This window comes from Litoreibacter sp. GN1-5, from assembly GCF_055693805.1.
Genome location: NZ_JBVFUP010000001.1, coordinates 678,479 through 699,644 on the forward strand (window position 1 = coordinate 678,479; position 21,166 = coordinate 699,644).

Consider the following 21,166-nt stretch of genomic DNA (forward strand, 5'->3'; position numbering starts at 1 on the left):
CCCTACGTGCCATGGGACCACTAGCCCCAGTTTGCGTGCACCGACGCAACCGGGGCGTTTTTACTTGACGGGTCTAAACAAGGCTAGCTTCATTGCTCGGGCGCAGGGCTGGGCGGTATATAGGAAACCGGCCCCATTGTTTCGGCACCATCAAAATATAGGAGCCCGTATTCTTCCGCCAGCTTCTTGATGGCAGGCGCTTTCCAGATTGCTTTCGGGCCACCGTGGTTGATCGCCCATGCGACCATTTCCGGCTTCGGATCATGGATCACATATTCAAACCAAACCTTTTCTTCAGTTTTCCAGACGACGTTATCGGGAAGTAGCGCCTTTAGGAACGGCGCGCATCTTGCAACATCGCACCAAATCTCTGCAAGCGTGTCTCCCAATCCAATGTCTCTGCTAGACATTGTGACTAGTCGATAGACTAACGCTGCCCACATGAACCACGCATAACGACGTGTGTTTACTTCGTCTTTTGCGGTAGCCTGATTTTCAGCGCACTCAATAATGAAGTCATCTATCGAAAAGGCCGAACCTTGCTGTTTTGCGACGTTGTGCATCGCACCGACAATAGGAATAAGGTTCTGGTATGCCACCAGCACATGCGCTTTGGTGGCGTTGTCAAGCCCGTCGAATAGTTCCTTGACGAAGTTCGCATAGTCGGCGTCTCCGCTGTTCAGTATTGCCCGTAACGGGTTCTCTGCTTTCTTCTTTCTAAGGAACCCAAACATTGAACGTCTCTCACATTGCCAGCCAAAGCGATTTAAGCATTTTGCGGGCGCATTTGGGAAGCGGTTTCGGAACGAACTCCACCTGCGCAACTTCGCGTTTGCCGGTTAGGGGCGCGACACGCGGTCACGTATTCGTGAGCGTTCGGCGGGCCGCAAAGCCCCGAACAACCACCACCAAAGCAAGAGTAGGTTGTTAGTAGATTTTATGGCTTGCCAATTTTTCCAATGAAATCAAAGAGTATTGGCTCCGGCGGTAGGGATCGAACCTACGACCAATTGATTAACAGTCAACTGCTCTACCGCTGAGCTACGCCGGAACGGTCTGCTGCATATAGCAAGCGCGTATTCAGGCGTAAAGAGGATTTCTGCGGGAATGTCAGATCAATTTGAAAACGGCGTTGGCTGACAATGGGCCTTCTGGTTCGGCGAGGTTTCTTTGTGTCAGATCAATCAGATGGGCCAGCACATTACGCTCTGCGGCGGGCAGAAGTTTTGGGTTAACATCTGTGTAAATCTGCGCAGTCAGATCCGCTGGGGTTGCGGCGGCTTTGCTCAGTGCCTCGATAATCTGCGTTTCGCGGCTGCGACGGTGGGTCAGAAGGTTCTGAACACGTCGGGCAGGGTCCATCACGGGGCCACCGTGACCAGGAAAGTAGGTCTCATAGGCATCTAATGGGATCAATTTTTCCAAAGAGGCCATGAAATCAGTCAGATCTCCATCGGGTGGCGAGACCATTGACGTGGCCCAATCCATCACGTGGTCCCCAGAAAACAGCGCGTGTCCCTCTGCCCAGCCGAAACACAGGTGATTGCCCATATGACCCGGCGTATGATGGGCCTGAAGGCTCCAGTCGTTTCCCTCAATCACGTCGCCGTCTTTCAAAGCGATATCTGGCAGAAAGCTTTCATCAATACCTTCGCCGCCGCCTAAACCTTCCAGACTTGCCATGATGTGTGACCGGCCGGACTTTGACGACCCAAACCCATACACACGCGTGTTTGTGAACTGTGCCAAGACCATCGCCAAAGGCGAGTGATCGATATGGCTGTGAGTGACGAATATATGGCTGATCCGTTGTTCCTGTGTCAGCGCGTCAAGGATTGCAGTCAGATGCGTCTCATCCGGCGGTCCGGGGTCAATCACTGCGATATCGCGCGTGCCCAGAAGATAGGTGTTCGTGCCGCGAAATGTCATGGGCGATGGATTCGGTGCCACTATGCGGCGCAAACCGGAGGCAAGTGATACTGCTTTGCCGGCAAGTGGAGCGAATGTAGTGTTCTCCTCCATCACCCTTTTCCTTTGCACATCCAACGCATACGGTTTCCTCCATGACACGGTTTTCGATCAAACGCTACCTGCCGCGCAGCCTCTATGGGCGGGCCGCGCTGATTTTGCTGGTGCCGATCGTGACAATCCAGCTTGTGGTGTCTTTTGGCTTTATTCAGCGGCTCTATGAAGATGTGACAGAGCAAATGACGCAAAATATTGTGTCCGAGATTGAACTATTGCTGATGACGGTTGATGATTCCCCAAACAAACAGGTGGCGGCTGAAGATTTGCAACGGCTGGCAACGGCGCTTGATATGCAGGCGGTGCTGGAAGGACGCATTGCCAGTGACCGCAGCCAATTTCTGGATTTGTCCGGACGGGTCATCCAGAGCACGTTGCGGTCCCGCCTGGACGTGCTGCTTGGGGTCGATCTGGTTGAAAATCGCAAATCTGTCAGGTTAGCGTTGGAAACACGTCATGGTATTTTGGAAGTTGCTTTTCCACGGCGGCGCGTGGCGGCTACAAATCCACATCAATTGCTGGTTCTGATGGTGGCGACAGGTATCTTGATGACCATGATTGCCTATCTTTTTCTGCGCAACCAATTGCGCCCGATCCGGCGTCTGGCTCATGCAGCTGAGGCTTTTGGCAAAGGTCAGGTGGAACCTTATGACCCGTCTGGGGCGGTCGAGGTGCGCTCGGCCGGAAATGCGTTTTTGCATATGCGCGCCCGGATTGAACGACAAATCGAACAGCGCACCTTGATGCTGTCAGGCGTCAGTCATGATTTACGCACGCCTTTGACCCGGCTCAAGTTGGGGCTGTCCATGCAGCAAGACACGCCTGAGACACAGGCGCTGATGGATGACGTTGATGAGATGGAGCGTTTGATCACAGCGTTTCTTGATTTCGCGCGTGCGGATGCAATTGAGGAACTGGATAAGTGTGATCTGATGATCATCATACGTGATGCAATTGCAAACGCCCAACGGAGCGGAAAAGCGGTTGAGGTTGGTGACATGCCTGATAGAAAAGTAGCCGCAAAGCTGCGCAGTCTTGCCATTCAGCGTGCTTTGGAAAACCTGATCAACAATGCGATACGCCACGGAACACGGGCGCGGGTCTCGGTGCATGTTTTGGACACAGCCATCCGGATCAGTATTGAGGATGATGGCCCAGGAATACCGCCTTCACAGCGTGAAGAAGCATTGAAACCTTTTGCCCGCCTTGATGCCGCACGCAACCAGAACGAAGGCAGTGGGGTTGGTCTGGGTCTGGCAATTGCCGCAGATGTCGCACGATCACATGGTGGTCTTCTGCGCCTGGGCGACAGCGCTGATCTTGGCGGTCTCAGCGCAGAAATTGTTCTGCCACGATAATTTGAAAATGGTAGGCCCGGAGGGACTCGAACCCCCAACCAAAGCGTTATGAGCGCTCTGCTCTAACCAATTGAGCTACAGGCCCGCCTAAACTCTGTGGCTACCAGACATACAGTCCGCGTCAAGAGTGGAAGATAAATATAGCCTCTCAGACTTACCTGATTTAGACAACTCATTTAAACACAGTGTCGGAGATGCCCCACATGCCTTTAAAATACTTAACTATGCGGTTTTTGATCGTATTTTTTCTGGTCATAGCAGTTTTGATCGTTTTGGACATGATCTCTGTCTATTTAATGGGGCGCGGATTGCCATCCGGGGCCAATGTCGTAGCAACCATTGCACCTGCGTTTGATGCAGGCGCCGCTTTTGTTCGCAAGATGAACCGTCGGCCTTTGAACGGTGAAGCATGGCGACTGTCAGCGATTTTTACGGCTTTGAATATTATGGTCGGATCAACATTGATGGGCATCATCTTAGCAGTATTTGGCGGATTGCAGGAACTGACATATCTTCTGGACGGCATCAATGTAATGGCCTTTGGCGTCATTCTGATTGTTGTTGCCGCATTTAGCTTTCTTGTAACGCGTTTATGCATCGGGTCGGGGGCCAAGGCAGAATTCAAGCGTCTTGAAAAGCAGGCATAGACTCCGGATTGTGCGCTTGATACTCGAACGCTGAAACAAGACCAACGGGGCTTGGCGATGAGCGATGCGAAAAAGAATGGCCTGACCTATGCGGATGCAGGCGTGGATATTGATGCGGGCAACACGCTGATTGACCGAATCAAACCGGCTTCACAACGTACCGCGCGATTAGGGGTTATGTCTGGGCTTGGCGGGTTTGGCGCATTGTTTGATCTCAAAGCCGCCGGGTATGATGATCCGGTTCTGGTCGCTGCGACCGATGGTGTCGGCACCAAGCTGCGGATTGCAATTGATACCGGACGATACGATACAATCGGGATCGATCTTGTGGCGATGTGCGTCAATGATCTGGTCTGTCAGGGTGCAGAGCCCTTGTTTTTCCTTGATTATTTTGCGACAGGCAAGTTGGAGCTGGAGGCTGCGACGACAATTATCGAAGGGATTGCGGAAGGCTGCACGCAGTCAGGCTGCGCCTTGATCGGGGGCGAAACCGCCGAGATGCCGGGCATGTATCATGGCGATGATTTCGATCTTGCGGGCTTCGCTGTCGGTGCGATGAACAGAGGCGCGTTCTTACCGCAAGGCGTTGGCTCTGGTGATGTTCTGCTGGGGTTGGCATCAGACGGGGTGCATTCCAACGGCTATTCGCTGGTTCGTAAGGTGGTTGAAGTCTCAAGCCATGACTGGGACGATACTGCGCCATTTGCTGATATACCTTTGGGGGCTGCGCTTTTGACGCCGACCCGGCTTTACGTAAAACCAGCGCTGAATGCGATGCGGGCAGGGGGCGTTCATGCCTTAGCCCATATTACTGGTGGTGGTCTGACCGAGAACCTGCCGCGGGTGCTACCGGACAATCTGGGCGCCGAGATAGATCTTGGCACGTGGGAGCTTCCGGGTGTTTTTCGCTGGCTGTCCGAAACGGCAGGGATAGCAGAAGCCGAGATGCTTAAGACATTCAATGCAGGGATTGGAATGGTTCTTGTCGTTGATCCGCATCAGGCCGAAGCGATAAGCTCTGTATTGCAGGATGAAGGTGAAACGGTTTTCCGGATCGGAGCCGTGACCGAGACACCGGGCATTCATTACACCGGCAAACTGTTGTGAAACGCGTCGCCATTCTGATTTCAGGTGGCGGATCGAATATGCTGCGCCTTGTGGAAAGCATGACAGGAGACCATTCTGCGCGACCTGTGCTGGTCCTGTCTAATAATCCGAAAGCGGGCGGGTTGATCAAAGCACAGCAGCATGGAGTGCAGGTTGCCGTCGTGGATCACCGCCCTTTTGGCAAGGACCGGGCTGCATTTGAAGCTGAGCTGATCAAGCCGTTGCAGGCAGCACAGCCTGATATCATCTGTCTGGCAGGGTTCATGCGCATTTTATCCGCCGAGTTCGTTGCGCAGTTCAATGGCCGGATCTTGAATATCCACCCCTCGCTTCTGCCAAAATATAAAGGGCTCAATACCCATGCCCGTGCTTTGGCTTCTGAAGACTCAGAGGCCGGATGCACCGTGCATCTTGTGACACCGGTTCTAGATGATGGGCCTATATTAGGGCAGGCAAAAGTGCCAATCGTCGAAAACGAAACAGTCGATAGTTTGGCTGCCAAGGTGTTGCGAATGGAGCATCAATTATATCCGAAGGTCTTAAAAAAATTTGCACAAAATGAAACGCAACCTGTCTACCTGCCCTAGCGGCAGGCTTTTCTTTTCATTTGCAACGGCGTAAGATTGTGGCCTGGGGGCGGCCTAATAAGATCAAAAAGAACCGGACGCACATGAAAACTATCACCACCACTCAAGAACTCATCGCATATTGTGATCACGCCCGTAGCTTCCCTTATGTCACAGTCGATACTGAATTCCTCCGTGAACGGACGTATTATGCCAAACTGTGCCTGATACAGTTGGCAGTGCTCGGAACATCATCTGACGATGATGCCGTTCTGGTCGATCCGATTGCGGGCGAGGATATGTCTCTTGATCCGCTTTATGATCTGTTCCGGGATGAAAAAATTATAAAGGTTTTCCACGCAGCGCGGCAGGATCTTGAAATTTTTTATATTGAAGGCGGTGTTATTCCCGCGCCTTTGTTTGACACGCAGGTCGCTGCAATGGTGTGCGACTTTGGCGAACAGGTGGGATATGAAACTTTGGCGCGCAAGATTGCCAAAGCTTCAATCGATAAGACATCACGTTTTACGGATTGGTCGCGTCGCCCATTAAGCGATGCGCAGAAGAATTATGCTTTGGCGGATGTTACTCATCTACGTGACATCTATGAATATCTTGCAAAACGTCTTGAGCGGACAAAACGCACCCCTTGGGTTGAAGAAGAAATGGCGATCTTGCGCGCGCCCGAGACATATGTGGTGTCGCCCGAAGATGCCTGGAAACGGGTCAAAGTTCGCACTGTCGCCCCGAAGTTTCTGAGCCTTGTGCGTGAATTGGCCAAATTCCGTGAAATCTATGCACAGGATCGTAACGTCCCGCGCACGCGGGTGTACAAGGACGATGCCTTGCTGGAATTGGCGTCTACTAAGCCTCAGACGATTTCTGATCTGGGCAAGTCCCGCCTTCTCTTACGGGAGGCGCGTAAAGGTGATATCGCAAACGGGATCATTGAGGCTGTCAAAACAGGCCTTGCCTGTCCACCTGATAAGATGCCCGTTGCCAAGACAGCGCGTGACAAAAGCCAGATCAATGCGGCTTTGGCAGACTTGCTGCGTGTTCTTCTGAAAACCAAGGCAGAAGAGGTCGGGGTGGCCCAGAAACTGATCGCTACGGCGTCAGACCTGGACGACATTGCAATGGGCGATTTTGACGGGTTGGCCATGAAAGGCTGGCGCTCAGAGGTATTTGGGCGTGACGCGTTGCGTCTATGCCGCGGCGAAGTCGCCCTGTCCGCAGACGGGACCAGCGTCAAAATTATCGATCTGACTTAAAGATATTCTTACCGCTTAACGCCCAACGCTACGGCGGTTGCGCTGGCCTATAACTGTAATGCCGCGCACATTTGCCAGTTTGCTGTCTGACACAGATGTTGCGACAATCACCTCGCGGGAGCGTTGCGTGCCTTGAGGTGCCGTAGCAAGTGGCGGAATGATCCGGAATTCATAGGCCAGAGAGCCGTCAGCGGTTGGTATCTCAACCAGGTCGGCCTCCCAGTAACCTTGGGTTGGTGGCAAGCCTACAGCGCGAATAATCGCGCCACCTGGATACGGATCGACGTTGAGCGAGACAACCTGAGCCACCAAGGGACGCCCATCGACAATCTTCCGGGTCTCGGCAACCTCAATAGTTTCGGATCGGTCTCGGCCAAACCAGTTGAACGGGTTGATACGGCTATCACGAATGCTGGCGCAGGCGCTTAAGGTCATTGTTAGAACCAAACCGGCCAGAAGCGATCTTCTCATTACATCATTCCCTGCGTCATCTCTGACACTCGATTACTCCATTGAACCGCCATTGAAAAGTGCGAGCTGCGCTGGACGCGGTGCCGCGAGGGATATAGATGCAAGACATACCGTTTCAGGAGATTTTACCGTGGCGCAAGAGGTCTTTGAAGACATTGTTGAGACTTTCGAATTCCTGGAGGATTGGGAAGATCGCTATCGTCATGTGATTGACATGGGCAAAGCGATGGATCCGTTGGACGATGCGTTGAAAGTGCCTGCAACCAAGGTTGATGGTTGCGCCTCGCAGGTTTGGCTGCACCCGCAGATTGAAGGGCAGGGGGCGGCGGCCATTTTTCGGTTTGACGGTGAAAGTGACGCGATGATCGTGCGTGGGCTGATCGCTGTTCTGCGCGCGCTTTATTCCGGGTTGTCTGTGGGTGAAGTGGTAAAAGTCGATGCTGGCTATGAACTTGCGAGATTGGGCTTGAACGACCATCTTTCAGCTCAACGCTCCAACGGATTACGTGCCATGGTCGAGCGGATCAGAACCATTGCGGCACGCGAAGCCGGTTAGCTCACGCGTTCCAAAGCATGCTTTAAATCGCCATAGCCGGTAAATCGCCGCTCATATGCAAGCCCTAGAAAATCTGCATGGGTTTTGGCCTTGGCATCCAGTGCCGGATCATCTGTTTGCGCCTGATACACAAGTTTTGTGTAATTGGCAAAATACATATCTCGTAACTGTGGGTGACGGTCGAGGCCAAGTGGCCGGGTCACGAACGCATCGAACTGTCGGACCAGAAAATCCGTTAAATAAAACGCGGTCATCTCGTCACGTTTGGAGAATGCTTCATTGCCTTCGAAGAAGCTGTAGCAATGCGGGCCCGCCACCATTTCCACACCCATTCTGTCACACGCAGCCTTCAGCAACCCGCCCGTCCCGCAATCGGCATAGACCACAAAGATCGTTTGATATGCGCTGCGGTACTTGGCCACTGCAGCCTCAACAGCTGTCGTAATCCTTTCGGGATAGTTATGTAGGATCGCGGGCAGGCAGGTCAGGTCCATATGATTCCAACGGTTGCTTGCCCTCAGATCCAGAATTTCCCGTGCAAGCGCACCACAGGCGATCAAAAGGATGCGGCCTTTGCCAGAAGCCTCTATCCCGTCTTGGGTCAGAACATCGTCAGCAATCATTTCAGATGTTTAGCAGTGCTGATTTGCACTGGCCTTACTACTGGCACGTAACCCATTTTTGCAAGCGGGAGGTTACTTCTTGGCGTTATCATAACGCGCATCCCCTTTATTACTTATCCGACCAGCGATCACGCGCCACACCATATAGGCCACAAGGGCTATGGGAATAACCGTCATCCAACTTATTGACGCCTGCAACGATGGCGCAATGACCGTTGCCACCCAGACTGTGATCCCCGCGGCGATAATCACAAAGCCAAGCATCAGGACGATTTTTTTTACCGGCATAACAGCCCTCCGGCATCATATGTGGGGCAGGCCTGCGCAAATTAAAAGTGTAACGGTTGCCGATTACCCTGCCGACAGCTGATTATGTTTGCGCGCCATAAAGTCTTTGGCGGTTTCCACGGCAACAGCCGCATCCCGGCAATAGGCATCGGCCCCGATCGCTTTGCCAAATTCTTCATTCAAAGGCGCGCCGCCGACCAGCACTGTGTAATCTTCCCGAATGCCTTTTTCGACCATCGTATCAATCACAACTTTCATATAAGGCATGGTCGTGGTCAGTAAGGCGGACATGCCCAGAATATCCGGCTGTTCGGCCTCTAGCGCGTCCAGATAAGCCTCGACCGCATTGTTAATCCCCAGATCCACAACTTCGAAACCTGCACCTTCCATCATCATGGAGACAAGGTTTTTGCCAATATCGTGAATGTCGCCTTTAACAGTTCCGATCACCATTTTGCCCACACGCGGAGCACCTGTCTCTGCCAGAAGCGGTTTCAGGATCGCCATGCCGCCTTTCATCGCCTGAGCGGCCAGCAGCACCTCGGGGACAAACAGGATACCGTCGCGGAAGTCATGACCAACGATAGTCATGCCACCCACCAGCGCTTCGGTCAGAATACGGTAAGGGGGCCAGCCGCGGTCCAACAGAATATTTACGGCTTCCTCGATCTCTTCCTTCAGGCCATCATACAGATCATCAAACATCTGTTGGACAAGCTCTTCATCGTTCAGTTCTGACAGGATGATGTCTTCTTCTTCATCTGACATGGGGGCGATCTCCTGAAGCGCGGTTGCGCGGTGTTCTTATGAAACCTTTGATCAAAGGTTGAGAAATCGGCGCGACGAATTGCGACACAGCGCAGTGCGCAACCGACTTGGCCTTGCATGCGTTCTCTTTTTGTTCTATCTCGACGTGATGGAGTCTGAGGATCATATTAGTCCGGATCGACGAAAGGGGCGGGGGGCAGCCAGCAACCGGACCAACCGTTTTGAAAGATATGAAAAAACGCCTTTCGATGATGGGTGGGGTCGGGAAGATGATCTGCCTGTTTTGCGCACCCATGTGCAGGATGAACAGCCGCGTCGGATCATCACGCGAAACAGTTCGCCCGATATACGATTTGACCAATCGATTAATCCTTACCGCGGGTGTGAACATGGTTGCATTTATTGTTTTGCACGTCCTAGCCATGCCTATCTGGGCCTGTCGCCTGGCTTGGATTTTGAGACACAGCTGATCGCGCGCCCCGACGCGCCAAGGCTGCTGCGACGCGAGTTGAGTCATAAGCGCTATGTGCCAAAGGTGATTGCTATTGGTACGAACACCGATGCTTATCAGCCTATAGAAAAAGAGCGACGCGTCATGCGTGGTATTCTTGAGGTGCTTGATCAGTTCCGGCACCCGGTCGGAATTGTGACCAAAGGGACTTTGATTGAGCGTGATTTGGATATTCTGGGACCAATGGGGCAGGCGGGGCTGACCCGTGTTGGTATTTCGGTGACAACGCTGAATGCAGACCTGTCCCGCCGGATGGAACCGCGTGTACCCCCGCCCGCGCGGCGTCTGCGCATGATCGAACGATTGTCGGCTGCGGGCTGTCCAGTGCGGGTGATGGTTTCGCCAATTGTGCCGGGTTTGACGGACCACGAGATCGAGGCAATCTTGCGCGCTGCCCGTGATGCCGGGGCAGTTGCGGCCAGTGCGATACCTTTGCGTTTGCCGCGCGAAGTGTCGTCCTTGTTTCAGGATTGGCTGGTGGAGCATTATCCAAACCGAGCTGCGCGGGTCATGGCCCGGGTGCGAGATATGCATGGTGGCAAGGATTATGATCCGGCCTGGGGGCGACGTATGACCGGCACGGGTATTTTTGCAAAGCTTATACGGCAGCGCATGGATCGGGCAGCGCGCGCTTTGGGGTTTGCGAAAGAATTGCCGCCATTGCGGTTGGATTTGTTCCTTATGCCGCCGAAAGTTGGGGGACAGTTGAGCCTGTTTTAGTCCTTGCATTATGCGCGTCTTGTCGTTCAGGCCCTTGCCCGGCGGCGATTGCGTCTTGGGGCCGTGACTGCGGTACTATCAGTTCCGTCCTGATCCGAGGAAAAGCCACCAAGGGCTGCAGCAATTGTGTACAGCTCGGGTCTTGCGCCTTTCGGATGTGTTTCCAAAGCCGCACGCATGGCGCGCAAGTGGTCAGGTGTAGTCCCGCAACACCCGCCTATGATCCGCGCGCCGGAATCCCGTGCAAGGCAGGCGTACTCCGCCATCAGTTCTGGTGTGCCGTCATAGTGGATATGCCCATCGTGATATTTTGGAATACCTGCATTGCCTTTGGCAATGATAGGGCGAGGGCTGTCCCCAAAGCCAAGCACTGTGCGCAGAAGATCAGACGCCCCAACACCGCAATTGGCCCCATAGGCAATGGGGCTATGGGGCAGGCGTTCTACCAAGGCGGTCAGCGCGGGTGCTGTCAGGCCCATCATGGTGCGCCCGGCGGTATCGAAACTCATCGTGCCGCACCAGGGCATCCCGGCAAGCTTGGTCCCTTCGGCCGCAGCTTTCAGCTCTTCAGGGGCTGATATTGTTTCGACCCACAAAACATCCGCACCCCCGGCTTTCAGACCCTCTGCCTGTTCATGAAACATCTCAACGGCCATGGCGTGGCTCAGTGTGCCAATAGGTTCCATAATGTCGCCTGTGGGGCCCATTGATCCTGCGACAATTACGGTGTGTCCGGCGGCGTCCGCGACCTCCCGACCGATTTCGGCGGCCATGCGGGACAAATCAAAAGCCCGGTCTTCGGCGTTATGCAGTTTCAACCGTGACGCGTTGGACCCAAAGGAGTTCGTTAAAAACAGATCGCTGCCAGCATCTACTGCGCCTTGATAAAGGGTCCGGATACGGTCCGGATGATCTTCATTCCACAATTCCGGCGCATCACCCGAGCTTAACCCCATGTTGAACAAAGTCGTTCCCGTTGCCCCGTCAGCCAAAAGCCATTCGCGCTGCGCAAGAAGGCGACTAAAAGCATTGCCTTGAACGGATGATGTCATGATTTAGCTGCTTTCGTGATTTGAGACGCGGAGTATTTCACGCTCGCGCATGACATAATTTCTTATGTGAGGCAATTTCATAAAAGGCATAATCTTCATGAGCAATCCGCTCATCTTTTTTATGCGGTCTATTGCCGGTATGAACGGCTCGCCAGATATCAACCACTGCCAAACCAAGCGAAATTGGGTTTTGTGCAGCGATGAAATATGGCTCCCACATGGGGGCAAAACTTTGTTTGAATTGGAAAAGCCCTTGTAGCTGAGGTGATTTTTCGTAATGCCAGTTGCAAAGCGTCTCAACCCGGCTGTTGGCAGATGACAGCCCGGAAAAAGGGGCTGCGGCAAGGGAAAGTCGCGCAATACCCGCTTCAGACGCAGCTTTTAAGGCGGCGACCATAAGGGTATGAATTGTACCGTCCGGGCAATTATCTGCGCTGCGGATCAGGTCAAGGGACCATGATCCAGCACCTTCATTAAAACTGATAAAAGCTACGGGTGTATTGTCCAGCCAGGCGACGAAAACCCTCTGACCTTGGATCAGTCGAGGGCAATAGCGCCCCATGGAAAATCCGCGCGCAGGGCCATTGCGGCGCTGCCAATCCTGATCCAGTCTCGCCATATCGGATAGAGGTGCAGCCCCTTGCAACACAGTCACACCTGCCTTCTCAGCCTTGCGAAGTTTGCGACGTAATTGGCGCCGGGCGGGCGTATCACAGGAAAAGCTTTGCGGGTCCAAAACCGCTTCTTGTCCGATCTTTGCAGTAAAGAATCCATGTTTTTCAACGAAAGAGGCCGTTTGCGGGCTGCATTTGTAAAAACAAAGCGATCGACCGGCGTTCCGTGATTGTTGAACAAGCGCGCGCAAGAAGGGCGCAGCCAGTTTCGCGGCTCCAAAACTATTGCCCAGAACGACATCAGTGTTTTGTGCGTGGTGAAGCAAGACTGCATTGTTTTGTGCTGCATTCGCTTGTATCGTCAGATTGCCCTGACATGTCAGGGCCGCCTCAGCCGGGATGTGGCCTGCAAGCGCGGCAGGCGGTTGTAGTGTTTCCTGTAGCAACGATGTTGTCTGCCTTAAAGGCAGCTTCGGTGGTCGGATCAGCGACATGCCAGCCAGAAGCGCTGGCACCATGTAGTAGATCACCCGAAATGCCAACAAGGCGGCCAATAAGGGCGTTGCATTTTCATGGGGCACAAGTGTCAGCATACACAGCTCAAATGGGCCAACACCGCCGGGCAAGCCCGAAACCATCCCAACAGCAAGAGCTATAAGGAACGCGGCATATAAAATAAAGAACGCTGTGTATCCATCTGGTAAAAATATATAAATTATCGCTGCCGCCGCGATGGTGTCCAGAAGATTAAGCACAATCGTGCGCGCTAAATATGTAAGGTTTGGCACATACCCCGCCAACAGCTTCGGCGGGTATATCGACGCCCCAATCAAGATGAGGCTTAGGCCAACGCCGCAGGCTGCCAAAAGACGCAAAGCATCTGGCAACATTGGGTTTGCAAGGGACACCAGACTTGCCAGAACGGCCCACCCCGCAAAAAAGTTGCTGTGACCAGAAACGTCATTCGGGTCGCTTGCCATAGCGTGATGCCGCCTGGTTCGCCCAAGATGCGCCAGCGCACCAATGCGCCTGAGATAAGCCCAAACCCCAAGGTTTGCGCCAATGCAGTCGCCCGCCAGCCGGCAGCACTGCATGCATGATCTGGCAATTTCAAGCCCATGTATTGGGCGACAAGACGATCATATCTGGCAACCGCTGATAGGCTGATTGCACTCAATACCCCAGCGATACCCCATTGCCAGGCCGCGATTTCGCGGGCAAGCAACCAGACATTCCCAAGCTCTACCTGAACAATCCTGTCGCGGAGCATCCACAAGGCCAGTAAGGATATGACAATCGGGATACCTGATCGAAGCCTGCCGGGCTTGTCTGGAAAATCTGAACGTTTTATATGCATAAGCCCCCTCGGAATATAGGAGGAGGCTTAAAGCTTGAGGGTTGTCAGGCCCTTAACAGATAAAATGCAACCTACTTAAAGTTCTGTCATAAGTTGTGTTTTAGCTTCTGCCATAAGCTCTTTCATTTTGGCGCGGATCGTGGCCTCATCAGCTTTGTCATCCAGATCACCCGCGACCTTACGGTAGACGTCTTCATCACCGGCCTCTTCGAAATCGGCTTTTATAACCTCTTTCGCATAAGCTTGCGCGTCATCGCCGGTTTTGCCCATCAAGTCTGCTGCCCAGAGGCCCAGCAGCTTGTTGCGGCGCGCTTCGGCCTTGAATTGCATCTCGGCGTCATGGGCGAATTTGGATTCAAACGCGTGCTCACGATCATCAAAGGTGGACATAGATTATTCCTCAAATAGGTTGTTTGGAATTGATATGCCCTCGCAAATACCGCGTTGCAAGGGTTCGGGTATGCGTTTCGGGCAGATGGTCGCATTGTTTTCCAGGTGCAAGCGTAAATTGTGCTGGTTTCAGTTAACTGATCTTTTGCCATTCACGCATGGTCTTCTTGCGGCACTGAGAGCATTGGCCTATACGCCAATCATCACATGGGGCTGTCCGGGGCAGCCAGTCTAGGGGACATGAATGGCACGCCGCAAAAAGATTTACGAAGGCAAAGCGAAAGTTTTGTATGAAGGCCCGGAACCGGGAACTTTGGTGCAATATTTCAAGGACGACGCAACGGCCTTCAACGCAGAAAAGCGCGACGTGATCGAAGGTAAGGGCGTGCTGAACAACCGGTTGAGTGAGTTTTTCATGACTGGCCTTTCTGGGATCGGCGTGCCGACTCATTTTATCAAACGTCTGAATATGCGTGAGCAGTTGATCCGGGCCGTCGAGATTATCCCGCTGGAAGTCATTGTGCGCAACTATGCAGCCGGGTCCATGGCCAAACGGCTTGGGCTGGATGAGGGCCTGGAATTGCCCCGCCCAATTGTGGAGTTTTCCTACAAGGACGATGCTTTGGGCGATCCGCTGGTGCCGGAAGAATATATCATAGCGTTTGGGTGGGCGTCTCAGCAGGATCTAGATGATATGATTGCCCTAGCACTTCGGGTGAACGACTTTATGTCAGGCGTAATGTATGGCGTCGGAATAAAGCTTATCGATTTCAAGATTGAGATAGGCAGGCTTTATGAGGGTGATTTCCAACGCTTGGTTATCGCAGATGAAATTAGCCCGGATAGCTGCCGTCTATGGGATATGGAAACGGGCGAGAAACTGGACAAGGATGTGTTCCGCCGGGATCTGGGTAATTTGACGGATGCCTATACTGAGGTCGCACGCAGGCTTGGGGTTATGCCGCAGAATGCCACCCAGATGGTTAAACCGACATTGATAAACTAAAACTTTTGATCTGACCGGTGGGGCCAAGCTTTGGGTGTTTTTGGAAGATGAGTAGGGGAGAGCACATGATGAAAGCACGAGTGCATGTGATGCTGAAAAACGGGGTGCTTGATCCGCAGGGCGAAGCTGTGCGCCATGCACTTGGCACGCTTGGATTTGATGGTGTTGAAGGCGTCCGGCAAGGCAAGGTGATTGAACTTGATTTGACAGAGACGGATAAGGCAAAAGCCGAGATCCTGGTGAAGGATATGTGCGAAAAGCTGCTCGCCAATACGGTGATCGAAAGCTATCAGGTCGAGATCGCCTGATGCGTGCCGCGGTCCTGCGTGACTACAACAAGGACCTGTCGATCGAAGATGTCCCGCATCCCGATTGCCCCGATGATGGCGTTGTTCTGAAAGTGCTGGCATGCGGGGTTTGCCGTTCGGATTGGCACGGCTGGACGGGTGAGCATCCGAGGGTAAAGCCCGGCCAGATCGGTGGTCATGAATATTGCGGCGAGGTGGTCGAAGCTGGACCGCGTGCGACACATAAGCTGGGCGATAGGCTGATTGCGCCGTTCATTCTGGCGTGCGGCAACTGTCCCTCGTGTCAGGCTGGCGATCAGAATACCTGCCCGAACCAGCGTTTGCCGGGCTTTATTGAGCCTGGCGCGTTTGCTGAATATGTGGCGGTGCCTTTTGATCATAACCTTGCATACCTGCCCGAAAGCCTGTCGCCTACTGTGGCTGCGGGGTTGGGGTGTCGGGTGACAACGGCGTGGCATGCGCTAACGGGTCGTGCTGCATTGCAACCGGGGGAATGGCTTGCTGTTCATGGCACAGGTGGCATCGGCTTGTCAGCGCTTCTGTTAGGGCGTGCCATGGGCGCACGGGTTGTCGTGGTGGATGTGGTTGAAGAAAAACTTAGCCACGCCAAAGCTTTGGGTGCGGAAGTTGCGATAAATGCCCGCGAGGGTGAAACGGCACAATGGATCAAAGAGATCACGGGTGGCGGCGCGCATGTTTCGGTAGAAGCACTTGGCATTGCCGAGACCACCAATGGCTCCATAGAATGCTTGCGGCCCTTGGGGCGCCACGTGCAGGTTGGTATGCCGGTTGGCCATACGGCCCGCATGGAGATTAATATGTCCGCCGTCTACCTGGGCAATCTCGCGCTCTATGGTACCCGTGGCATGCCCCCTTGGAAATACCCCAGCCTGCTGGCCCTGATCGAGCAGGGGCGCATTGATATGTCCCCGCTTATTGCGCGCGAAATAGCATTAAGCGAGACAAGCCGCGAACTGGCGGCCTTTAACGGACCCACCCCGCCGGGTGTGGCTGTCATCACCGATTTTCTGACCTAAGGAACCGTCATTATGAAAGCTGCTGTCATTGTCTTCCCCGGCTCCAACTGCGACCGTGATTTGGCCGAGGGTTTTCGCAAAGCCGGGGCCGATGTAAAGATGGTGTGGCACAAAGACACAAACCTGCCAGATGGTATGGATGTGATCGGCATCCCCGGCGGCTTTTCCTTCGGCGATTACCTGCGATGCGGGGCCATTGCTGCGCAGTCGCCTATTTCGCGCGCCGTGGTCGAATTCTCCCAAAAGGGTGGGTATGTGATTGGTATATGCAACGGGTTTCAGGTCCTGTGTGAAACCGGTTTGCTGCCGGGCGTGTTGATGCGAAATGCCGGACTGAAATTCGTCTGCCGCCAGCAAAAGTTGAAAATCGCCACCACGGACAGCGCCTTTACGCAAGGCTATTCGCTTGGGGCGGAAATCACAGTTCCGATAGCACATCACGATGGGAATTATTCCGCTGATGCAGATTTGCTTGCACGATTGCGCGACAGTGATCGCATCGCTTTTACCTACACAGACAACCCCAATGGCTCTGCAGGGAATATCGCCGGAATTTTATCGGAAAACCGTCGGATTTTAGGGATGATGCCCCATCCGGAGCGAGCGGTTGATGCGTCTCAGGGGGGCACTGATGGCACGATTTTGTTCAAGTCTCTGTCCGGGGTTCTGGCAATGGCGTGATTCCGCCGACAGCGGCGCTTGAGCCTGACAAGTCTTCCGGCGTACTATTTTCAGCATGGTGTTGAAACCAGATACTTCTGATGCTCTTCAAGAGTCTCAGCGCAAAGACCCCAAGTCAACTTGGGTGGTTCGGGCTATTGTGCTGAGCCTTGTTGCGCTGGCAGTGGGCATCATCTGGGTCACGAACCTGTTTTTGACGGAACGCTTTACTGAGTCCACCCGGAACCGGGCGCAATTGCGCATTGCATTATACTCCAGCGCAATCAGCAGTGAGCTGCAACGCAATCAGGTCGTACCGCTTTTGTTGTCGCGCGACCCGGTGATGATTTCCGCGCTAAACTCAAATGATTATACAGCCACGTCACAACGCCTGATTTCATTCACCGAGGAAATCGGTGCGGCCTCTCTTATGTTGCTGGACGAAGACGGTCGTGCTGTGGCCGCGTCAGATCGGTCAAAACTGGGAACATCTCACCGGACACAGCGGTATTTTGTCGACTCTCTGCGGGCAAATGGCACCGTATTCCATACGACTCCGCTTGAGACGGGGGCGTATCTTTTCACCTATTCACGCCGGATCGAGTCAGAAAAGCAAGGCATCGGTGTGATCGTGGTCGAGGTTGACCTGCGCCAGTTCGAGGCACGTTGGCGCGGGGCGTCAGAGGCGGTGCTGGTGGCAGACAGTGAGGGGGAAATCATTATTTCCACCGATCCACGTTGGCGTGGCCGTACTGTTGCGGACGCGTTGACACGCCATTCATCCCCTTCGGCCATTGCCAAGGCATTGGAAGTGACAGGCGATTACTTCCAACGCAATACACTGCCTGACGCCTATCTTGGCGGCGAGGCGATGATGCGTCTGGATGGCAAAATTCCATTCCGCGGGTGGCGGCTGACGTCGTTCTCGACCTATGCATCGGTGCGCGAACGGGTCAACGGTGTGCTTGCGATTGAAATTATGGCGTTCGCAATTTTGTTGGCGCTGGCTTTCTATGTTCTGTCACGGCGCGCGCAGATGCAGGCGGGTTTCTTCCGGCGCGAATCCGAGCAACTGCGCGACCTCAACGCTCGCCTGAGCCGCGAGATTTCTGAACGTAAGAAAATGCAGAAAAACCTTGAGGTGGCAGAACAGAGCCTTGCTCAATCACAAAAGCTTGCCGCTTTGGGGGAAATGTCTGCTGCCGTGAGCCATGAATTGAACCAGCCTTTGGCTGCCATGAAAACCTATTTGGCAGGGGCGAAATTGTTGATGCAACGCAAGCGTCCTGAGGAAGCGCAATCTTCTTTCCAGCGTATTGACGATCTGATCGAACGGATGGGTGCAATCACCAAACAGCTTAAATCCTATGCCCGCAAAGGCGGCGACGCTTTTGAGCCAATCGATTTGCGTGACGCGGTTTCAGGCGCCTTGTCAATGATGGAGCCGCAACTGAAAGATGGTCATGTGCAGGTGATCACCAGCCTGCCGAAAGAACCAGTTATGGTGCTGGCGGATCGTGTCCGACTAGAGCAAGTGATCATTAATCTGTTCCGTAATGCTTTGGATGCGACCAAGGCTGCAAAACAACCGCAGGTTGAGTTGCTGCTGAGCTCGGGTGAAACGGCAACCTTGACCATGCGTGACAACGGTGAGGGGATCAACAATCTCGAAGAGCTGTTTGAGCCGTTTTATACAACCAAACAACCCGGTGAAGGTGTGGGGCTGGGGCTTGCCATCAGTTCAGGAATCGTCGCCGATCTGGGCGGTCGGCTGACCGCGCGTAACGCACCGGATGGGGGCGCAGTATTTGAAGTACAGCTGCCGCGCTTACCAGATCAGGAACCACAAGTCGAAGCTGCTGAGTAGCAGCAAATCAAAACATAACAGTGGAAGGACCAAAAATATGGCCACCGCATTGAAAATCGCAATCGTTGATGATGAGCAGGACATGCGCCAGTCAATCAGTCAATGGCTGGCTTTGTCCGGATATGATACGGAAACCTTCGCCAGCGCAGAGGATGCGCTAAAAGGCATTGGTAACGATTACCCAGGCATTGTCGTCAGCGATATCAAGATGCCCGGTATGGACGGTATGCAGTTTCTCAAACGACTGATGAGCGTGGACAGCGCGCTTCCCGTGATCATGATCACGGGTCACGGTGATGTTCCAATGGCCGTGGAAGCCATGCGTGTCGGTGCGTTTGACTTCCTTGAAAAACCGTTCAATCCGGACCGTATGACCGAGCTTGCCAAGCGTGCAACGCAAAACAGGCGACTGACCCTTGATAACCGTGCGCTGCGCAAAGAATTGTCAGATGGCGCGGCACTGATGAAAAAGCTCATCGGGTCAAGCCCTGTTATGGAACGTTTGCGCGAGGATATTCTTGATCTGGGCCAAGCCGATGGTCACGTCCTGATTGACGGTGAAACCGGCACTGGCAAGACCCTGACCGCCCATGCCTTGCATGCGGTCGGGCCGCGGGCAGGTAAGAAGTTTGTCACGCTCAGCTGTGCGGCCTTTGATGAGCCTTCATTGGCGGCCAAACTGTTTGATCCCATCGAAGAAGGCGATGTGCTGCCCTTGGTGGAAGAGGCGCGGAGCGGTACGTTGGTTCTGGAAGATGTAGAGGCGCTGCCGGGCACCTTGCAGGCCCGTTTGCTACAATTCATCAACGACCAGGGCACGCCAGCAGAAACCCGGATCATCGCTATCTGCAATAATCAGGAACAGGACAAAACCTGCGAAGATTTGCTGCGTTCGGACCTGTATTACCGTCTGGCGGCTATGAAAATCACAATCCCACCATTGCGCCAGCGAGGCGAGGATATCCTCACCCTGTTCAATCGTTTTGGTGAGCAATTTGGCGAAGAATACGGATCAAATGCACCAGAGGTTTCGGCACAAGAGGCTGCACAACTTTTGCAGGCCCCGTGGCCGGGCAATGTACGGCAGCTTATCAATGTTGCGGAACGGGCCGTGTTGCAGAACCGGCGTGGTTCAGGCTCTATTGCGTCGTTGTTGATGGCTGATAACGCTGAAATGGGGCCGGTTATCACGACAGAAGGCAAACCGCTGAAAGAATACGTGGAAGCGTTCGAGCGGATGTTGATTGATAACACCATGCGCCGTCACAAGGGCTCGATCGCCAGCGTGATGGATGAGCTTTGCCTGCCACGCCGGACGTTGAACGAGAAGATGGCCAAATATGGCTTGCAGCGGTCGGATTATCTTTAAGGGCTGACCTTCAGATATTTCCGCGCACCGTATAGCAGTGGCTGTCCCTCGGCCTGTTTGATCTGACGAACGGCACCTATCATGACATGGTGGGTGCCGATGCGTTCGTCCGATTGCAGGCTGCAATCGAAAGATGCAAGCGCAGTGGTCAAAGCCGGTGCACCGGTTTTCAGGGTTGCAAAATCGGCAACCAAGAACTTGTCGGCGCATTGCGTTCTGCCAGCGAAGACATTTGCAATCTCGGCCTGATCATCGCCCAGCAGGTTGATACAAAAACAGCCATTTTGCAAAATGGCCGGGGCGGCTGAGGTTTCATGATGCAGACATACCAGCATCGTCGGTGCGTCGCCATCTGCGGACACGGATGTCATCGCGGACACGGTCGCACCAGCCCGGCCGGCGGTGCCATCCGTGGTGACAATATTGACCGATGAGACTAGGCTGCTCATCGCATTTAGAAACTCGGCACGCAGGGTCATGACCTTGATACATCCTCAGTTTTGCCCTTCCTGCCCGTTGCCGTGCTGCTACGCAAGCGTCATAGGCTCAGATTTCGAATAGACGGAGGCAAAACTGGTTATATGCTTTACATCAA

The 21,166-nt window shown here is 53.7% G+C and carries 24 protein-coding genes and 2 tRNA genes; 13 read left to right on the top strand and 13 right to left on the bottom strand.

The window, feature by feature from the left end; translation table 11 throughout:
- Nucleotides 1-89: 89 nt before the first annotated feature.
- From ACZ1HF_RS03425 to ACZ1HF_RS03435, 3 genes are all read right to left on the bottom strand, one after another.
- On the bottom strand, nucleotides 90-734 hold the full coding sequence (locus ACZ1HF_RS03425) for a hypothetical protein (RefSeq protein WP_472656185.1): 645 nt from the start codon (nucleotides 732-734) through the stop codon (nucleotides 90-92).
- Between the two features lie 242 nt (nucleotides 735-976).
- A tRNA-Asn gene (locus ACZ1HF_RS03430) sits at nucleotides 977-1,051 on the bottom strand.
- A 59-nt stretch (nucleotides 1,052-1,110) separates the two neighbouring features.
- Nucleotides 1,111-2,022 (bottom strand): MBL fold metallo-hydrolase, encoded by a 912-nt coding sequence (locus tag ACZ1HF_RS03435; RefSeq protein WP_472656186.1) that lies wholly within the window; start codon nucleotides 2,020-2,022, stop codon nucleotides 1,111-1,113.
- Between the two features lie 41 nt (nucleotides 2,023-2,063).
- Between ACZ1HF_RS03435 and ACZ1HF_RS03440 the strand changes: the two genes are divergently transcribed.
- Complete coding sequence (locus ACZ1HF_RS03440) at nucleotides 2,064-3,383, top strand: ATP-binding protein (protein ID WP_472656187.1); 1,320 nt, start codon at nucleotides 2,064-2,066, stop codon at nucleotides 3,381-3,383.
- Nucleotides 3,384-3,391: 8 nt separating this feature from the next.
- On the opposite strand, the gene ACZ1HF_RS03445 is transcribed toward ACZ1HF_RS03440, so the two are convergent.
- Nucleotides 3,392-3,468, bottom strand: a tRNA-Ile gene (locus ACZ1HF_RS03445).
- 118 nt (nucleotides 3,469-3,586) lie between these two features.
- Between ACZ1HF_RS03445 and ACZ1HF_RS03450 the strand changes: the two genes are divergently transcribed.
- From ACZ1HF_RS03450 to rnd, 4 genes are all read left to right on the top strand, one after another.
- The gene (locus ACZ1HF_RS03450) at nucleotides 3,587-4,030 is read left to right on the top strand and encodes an ABZJ_00895 family protein (RefSeq protein ID WP_472656188.1); all 444 of its coding nucleotides are present in this window, start codon (nucleotides 3,587-3,589) and stop codon (nucleotides 4,028-4,030) included.
- A gap of 57 nt (nucleotides 4,031-4,087) precedes the next feature.
- On the top strand, nucleotides 4,088-5,137 hold the full coding sequence (purM, locus tag ACZ1HF_RS03455) for a phosphoribosylformylglycinamidine cyclo-ligase (RefSeq protein WP_472656189.1): 1,050 nt from the start codon (nucleotides 4,088-4,090) through the stop codon (nucleotides 5,135-5,137).
- Entirely contained in the window at nucleotides 5,134-5,724 is a 591-nt protein-coding gene (purN, locus tag ACZ1HF_RS03460; protein ID WP_472656190.1) for a phosphoribosylglycinamide formyltransferase, read from the top strand. The genes purM and purN overlap by 4 nt, the downstream gene beginning before the upstream one ends.
- Before the next feature lie 83 nt (nucleotides 5,725-5,807).
- Nucleotides 5,808-6,974 (top strand): ribonuclease D, encoded by a 1,167-nt coding sequence (gene rnd / locus ACZ1HF_RS03465; protein ID WP_472656191.1) that lies wholly within the window; start codon nucleotides 5,808-5,810, stop codon nucleotides 6,972-6,974.
- A 15-nt stretch (nucleotides 6,975-6,989) separates the two neighbouring features.
- Here rnd and ACZ1HF_RS03470 read toward each other — a convergent pair whose 3' ends face one another.
- Entirely contained in the window at nucleotides 6,990-7,445 is a 456-nt protein-coding gene (locus ACZ1HF_RS03470; RefSeq protein ID WP_472656192.1) for a hypothetical protein, read from the bottom strand.
- 130 nt (nucleotides 7,446-7,575) lie between these two features.
- Here ACZ1HF_RS03470 and ACZ1HF_RS03475 point away from each other — a divergent pair, with 130 nt between their 5' ends.
- Nucleotides 7,576-8,001: a SufE family protein gene (locus tag ACZ1HF_RS03475; protein WP_472656193.1), complete on the top strand. Its 426-nt coding sequence runs from the start codon at nucleotides 7,576-7,578 to the stop codon at nucleotides 7,999-8,001.
- Here the strand turns inward: ACZ1HF_RS03475 and ACZ1HF_RS03480 are convergent.
- From ACZ1HF_RS03480 to ACZ1HF_RS03490, 3 genes are all read right to left on the bottom strand, one after another.
- Nucleotides 7,998-8,624: a DUF1638 domain-containing protein gene (locus ACZ1HF_RS03480; RefSeq protein ID WP_472656194.1), complete on the bottom strand. Its 627-nt coding sequence runs from the start codon at nucleotides 8,622-8,624 to the stop codon at nucleotides 7,998-8,000. The two genes, ACZ1HF_RS03475 and ACZ1HF_RS03480, sit on opposite strands and share 4 nt — an antisense overlap.
- 72 nt (nucleotides 8,625-8,696) lie before the next feature.
- A complete protein-coding gene (locus ACZ1HF_RS03485; RefSeq protein ID WP_472656195.1) occupies nucleotides 8,697-8,912 on the bottom strand; it encodes a hypothetical protein in 216 nt (71 codons plus the stop codon).
- Between the two features lie 63 nt (nucleotides 8,913-8,975).
- Nucleotides 8,976-9,680: a corrinoid protein gene (locus tag ACZ1HF_RS03490; RefSeq protein WP_472656196.1), complete on the bottom strand. Its 705-nt coding sequence runs from the start codon at nucleotides 9,678-9,680 to the stop codon at nucleotides 8,976-8,978.
- Between the two features lie 148 nt (nucleotides 9,681-9,828).
- Between ACZ1HF_RS03490 and ACZ1HF_RS03495 the strand changes: the two genes are divergently transcribed.
- Nucleotides 9,829-10,911 (top strand): PA0069 family radical SAM protein, encoded by a 1,083-nt coding sequence (locus tag ACZ1HF_RS03495; protein ID WP_472658970.1) that lies wholly within the window; start codon nucleotides 9,829-9,831, stop codon nucleotides 10,909-10,911.
- 26 nt (nucleotides 10,912-10,937) lie between these two features.
- On the opposite strand, the gene bmt is transcribed toward ACZ1HF_RS03495, so the two are convergent.
- The 4 genes from bmt to ACZ1HF_RS03515 form a co-directional block, all read right to left on the bottom strand.
- The gene (bmt, locus tag ACZ1HF_RS03500; RefSeq protein ID WP_472656197.1) at nucleotides 10,938-11,963 is read right to left on the bottom strand and encodes a betaine--homocysteine S-methyltransferase; all 1,026 of its coding nucleotides are present in this window, start codon (nucleotides 11,961-11,963) and stop codon (nucleotides 10,938-10,940) included.
- Between the two features lie 37 nt (nucleotides 11,964-12,000).
- The gene (locus ACZ1HF_RS03505; RefSeq protein ID WP_472656198.1) at nucleotides 12,001-13,485 is read right to left on the bottom strand and encodes a phosphatidylglycerol lysyltransferase domain-containing protein; all 1,485 of its coding nucleotides are present in this window, start codon (nucleotides 13,483-13,485) and stop codon (nucleotides 12,001-12,003) included.
- Complete coding sequence (locus ACZ1HF_RS03510) at nucleotides 13,419-13,934, bottom strand: hypothetical protein (RefSeq protein ID WP_472656199.1); 516 nt, start codon at nucleotides 13,932-13,934, stop codon at nucleotides 13,419-13,421. Before ACZ1HF_RS03510 ends, ACZ1HF_RS03505 begins: the two co-directional genes overlap by 67 nt.
- A gap of 75 nt (nucleotides 13,935-14,009) precedes the next feature.
- Entirely contained in the window at nucleotides 14,010-14,324 is a 315-nt protein-coding gene (locus ACZ1HF_RS03515) for a DUF1476 domain-containing protein (protein ID WP_472656200.1), read from the bottom strand.
- Between the two features lie 244 nt (nucleotides 14,325-14,568).
- Here ACZ1HF_RS03515 and purC point away from each other — a divergent pair, with 244 nt between their 5' ends.
- From purC to ACZ1HF_RS03545, 6 genes are all read left to right on the top strand, one after another.
- A complete protein-coding gene (purC, locus tag ACZ1HF_RS03520) occupies nucleotides 14,569-15,330 on the top strand; it encodes a phosphoribosylaminoimidazolesuccinocarboxamide synthase (protein ID WP_472656201.1) in 762 nt (253 codons plus the stop codon).
- Nucleotides 15,331-15,398: 68 nt separating this feature from the next.
- The gene (gene purS / locus ACZ1HF_RS03525) at nucleotides 15,399-15,638 is read left to right on the top strand and encodes a phosphoribosylformylglycinamidine synthase subunit PurS (protein WP_472658971.1); all 240 of its coding nucleotides are present in this window, start codon (nucleotides 15,399-15,401) and stop codon (nucleotides 15,636-15,638) included.
- Nucleotides 15,638-16,675, top strand: a complete 1,038-nt coding sequence (locus ACZ1HF_RS03530; RefSeq protein WP_472656202.1) for a zinc-dependent alcohol dehydrogenase family protein — start codon at nucleotides 15,638-15,640, stop codon at nucleotides 16,673-16,675. The genes purS and ACZ1HF_RS03530 overlap by 1 nt, the downstream gene beginning before the upstream one ends.
- A gap of 12 nt (nucleotides 16,676-16,687) precedes the next feature.
- Nucleotides 16,688-17,356: a phosphoribosylformylglycinamidine synthase subunit PurQ gene (purQ, locus tag ACZ1HF_RS03535; protein WP_472656203.1), complete on the top strand. Its 669-nt coding sequence runs from the start codon at nucleotides 16,688-16,690 to the stop codon at nucleotides 17,354-17,356.
- A gap of 55 nt (nucleotides 17,357-17,411) precedes the next feature.
- A complete protein-coding gene (locus ACZ1HF_RS03540; RefSeq protein WP_472656204.1) occupies nucleotides 17,412-19,202 on the top strand; it encodes a sensor histidine kinase in 1,791 nt (596 codons plus the stop codon).
- A 37-nt stretch (nucleotides 19,203-19,239) separates the two neighbouring features.
- Entirely contained in the window at nucleotides 19,240-20,571 is a 1,332-nt protein-coding gene (locus ACZ1HF_RS03545) for a sigma-54-dependent transcriptional regulator (protein WP_472656205.1), read from the top strand.
- On the opposite strand, the gene ACZ1HF_RS03550 is transcribed toward ACZ1HF_RS03545, so the two are convergent.
- Nucleotides 20,568-21,050, bottom strand: coding sequence for a flavin reductase family protein (locus tag ACZ1HF_RS03550; protein ID WP_472656206.1), 483 nt, complete (start codon nucleotides 21,048-21,050; stop codon nucleotides 20,568-20,570). The two genes, ACZ1HF_RS03545 and ACZ1HF_RS03550, sit on opposite strands and share 4 nt — an antisense overlap.
- Between the last annotated feature and the right edge of the window lie 116 nt (nucleotides 21,051-21,166).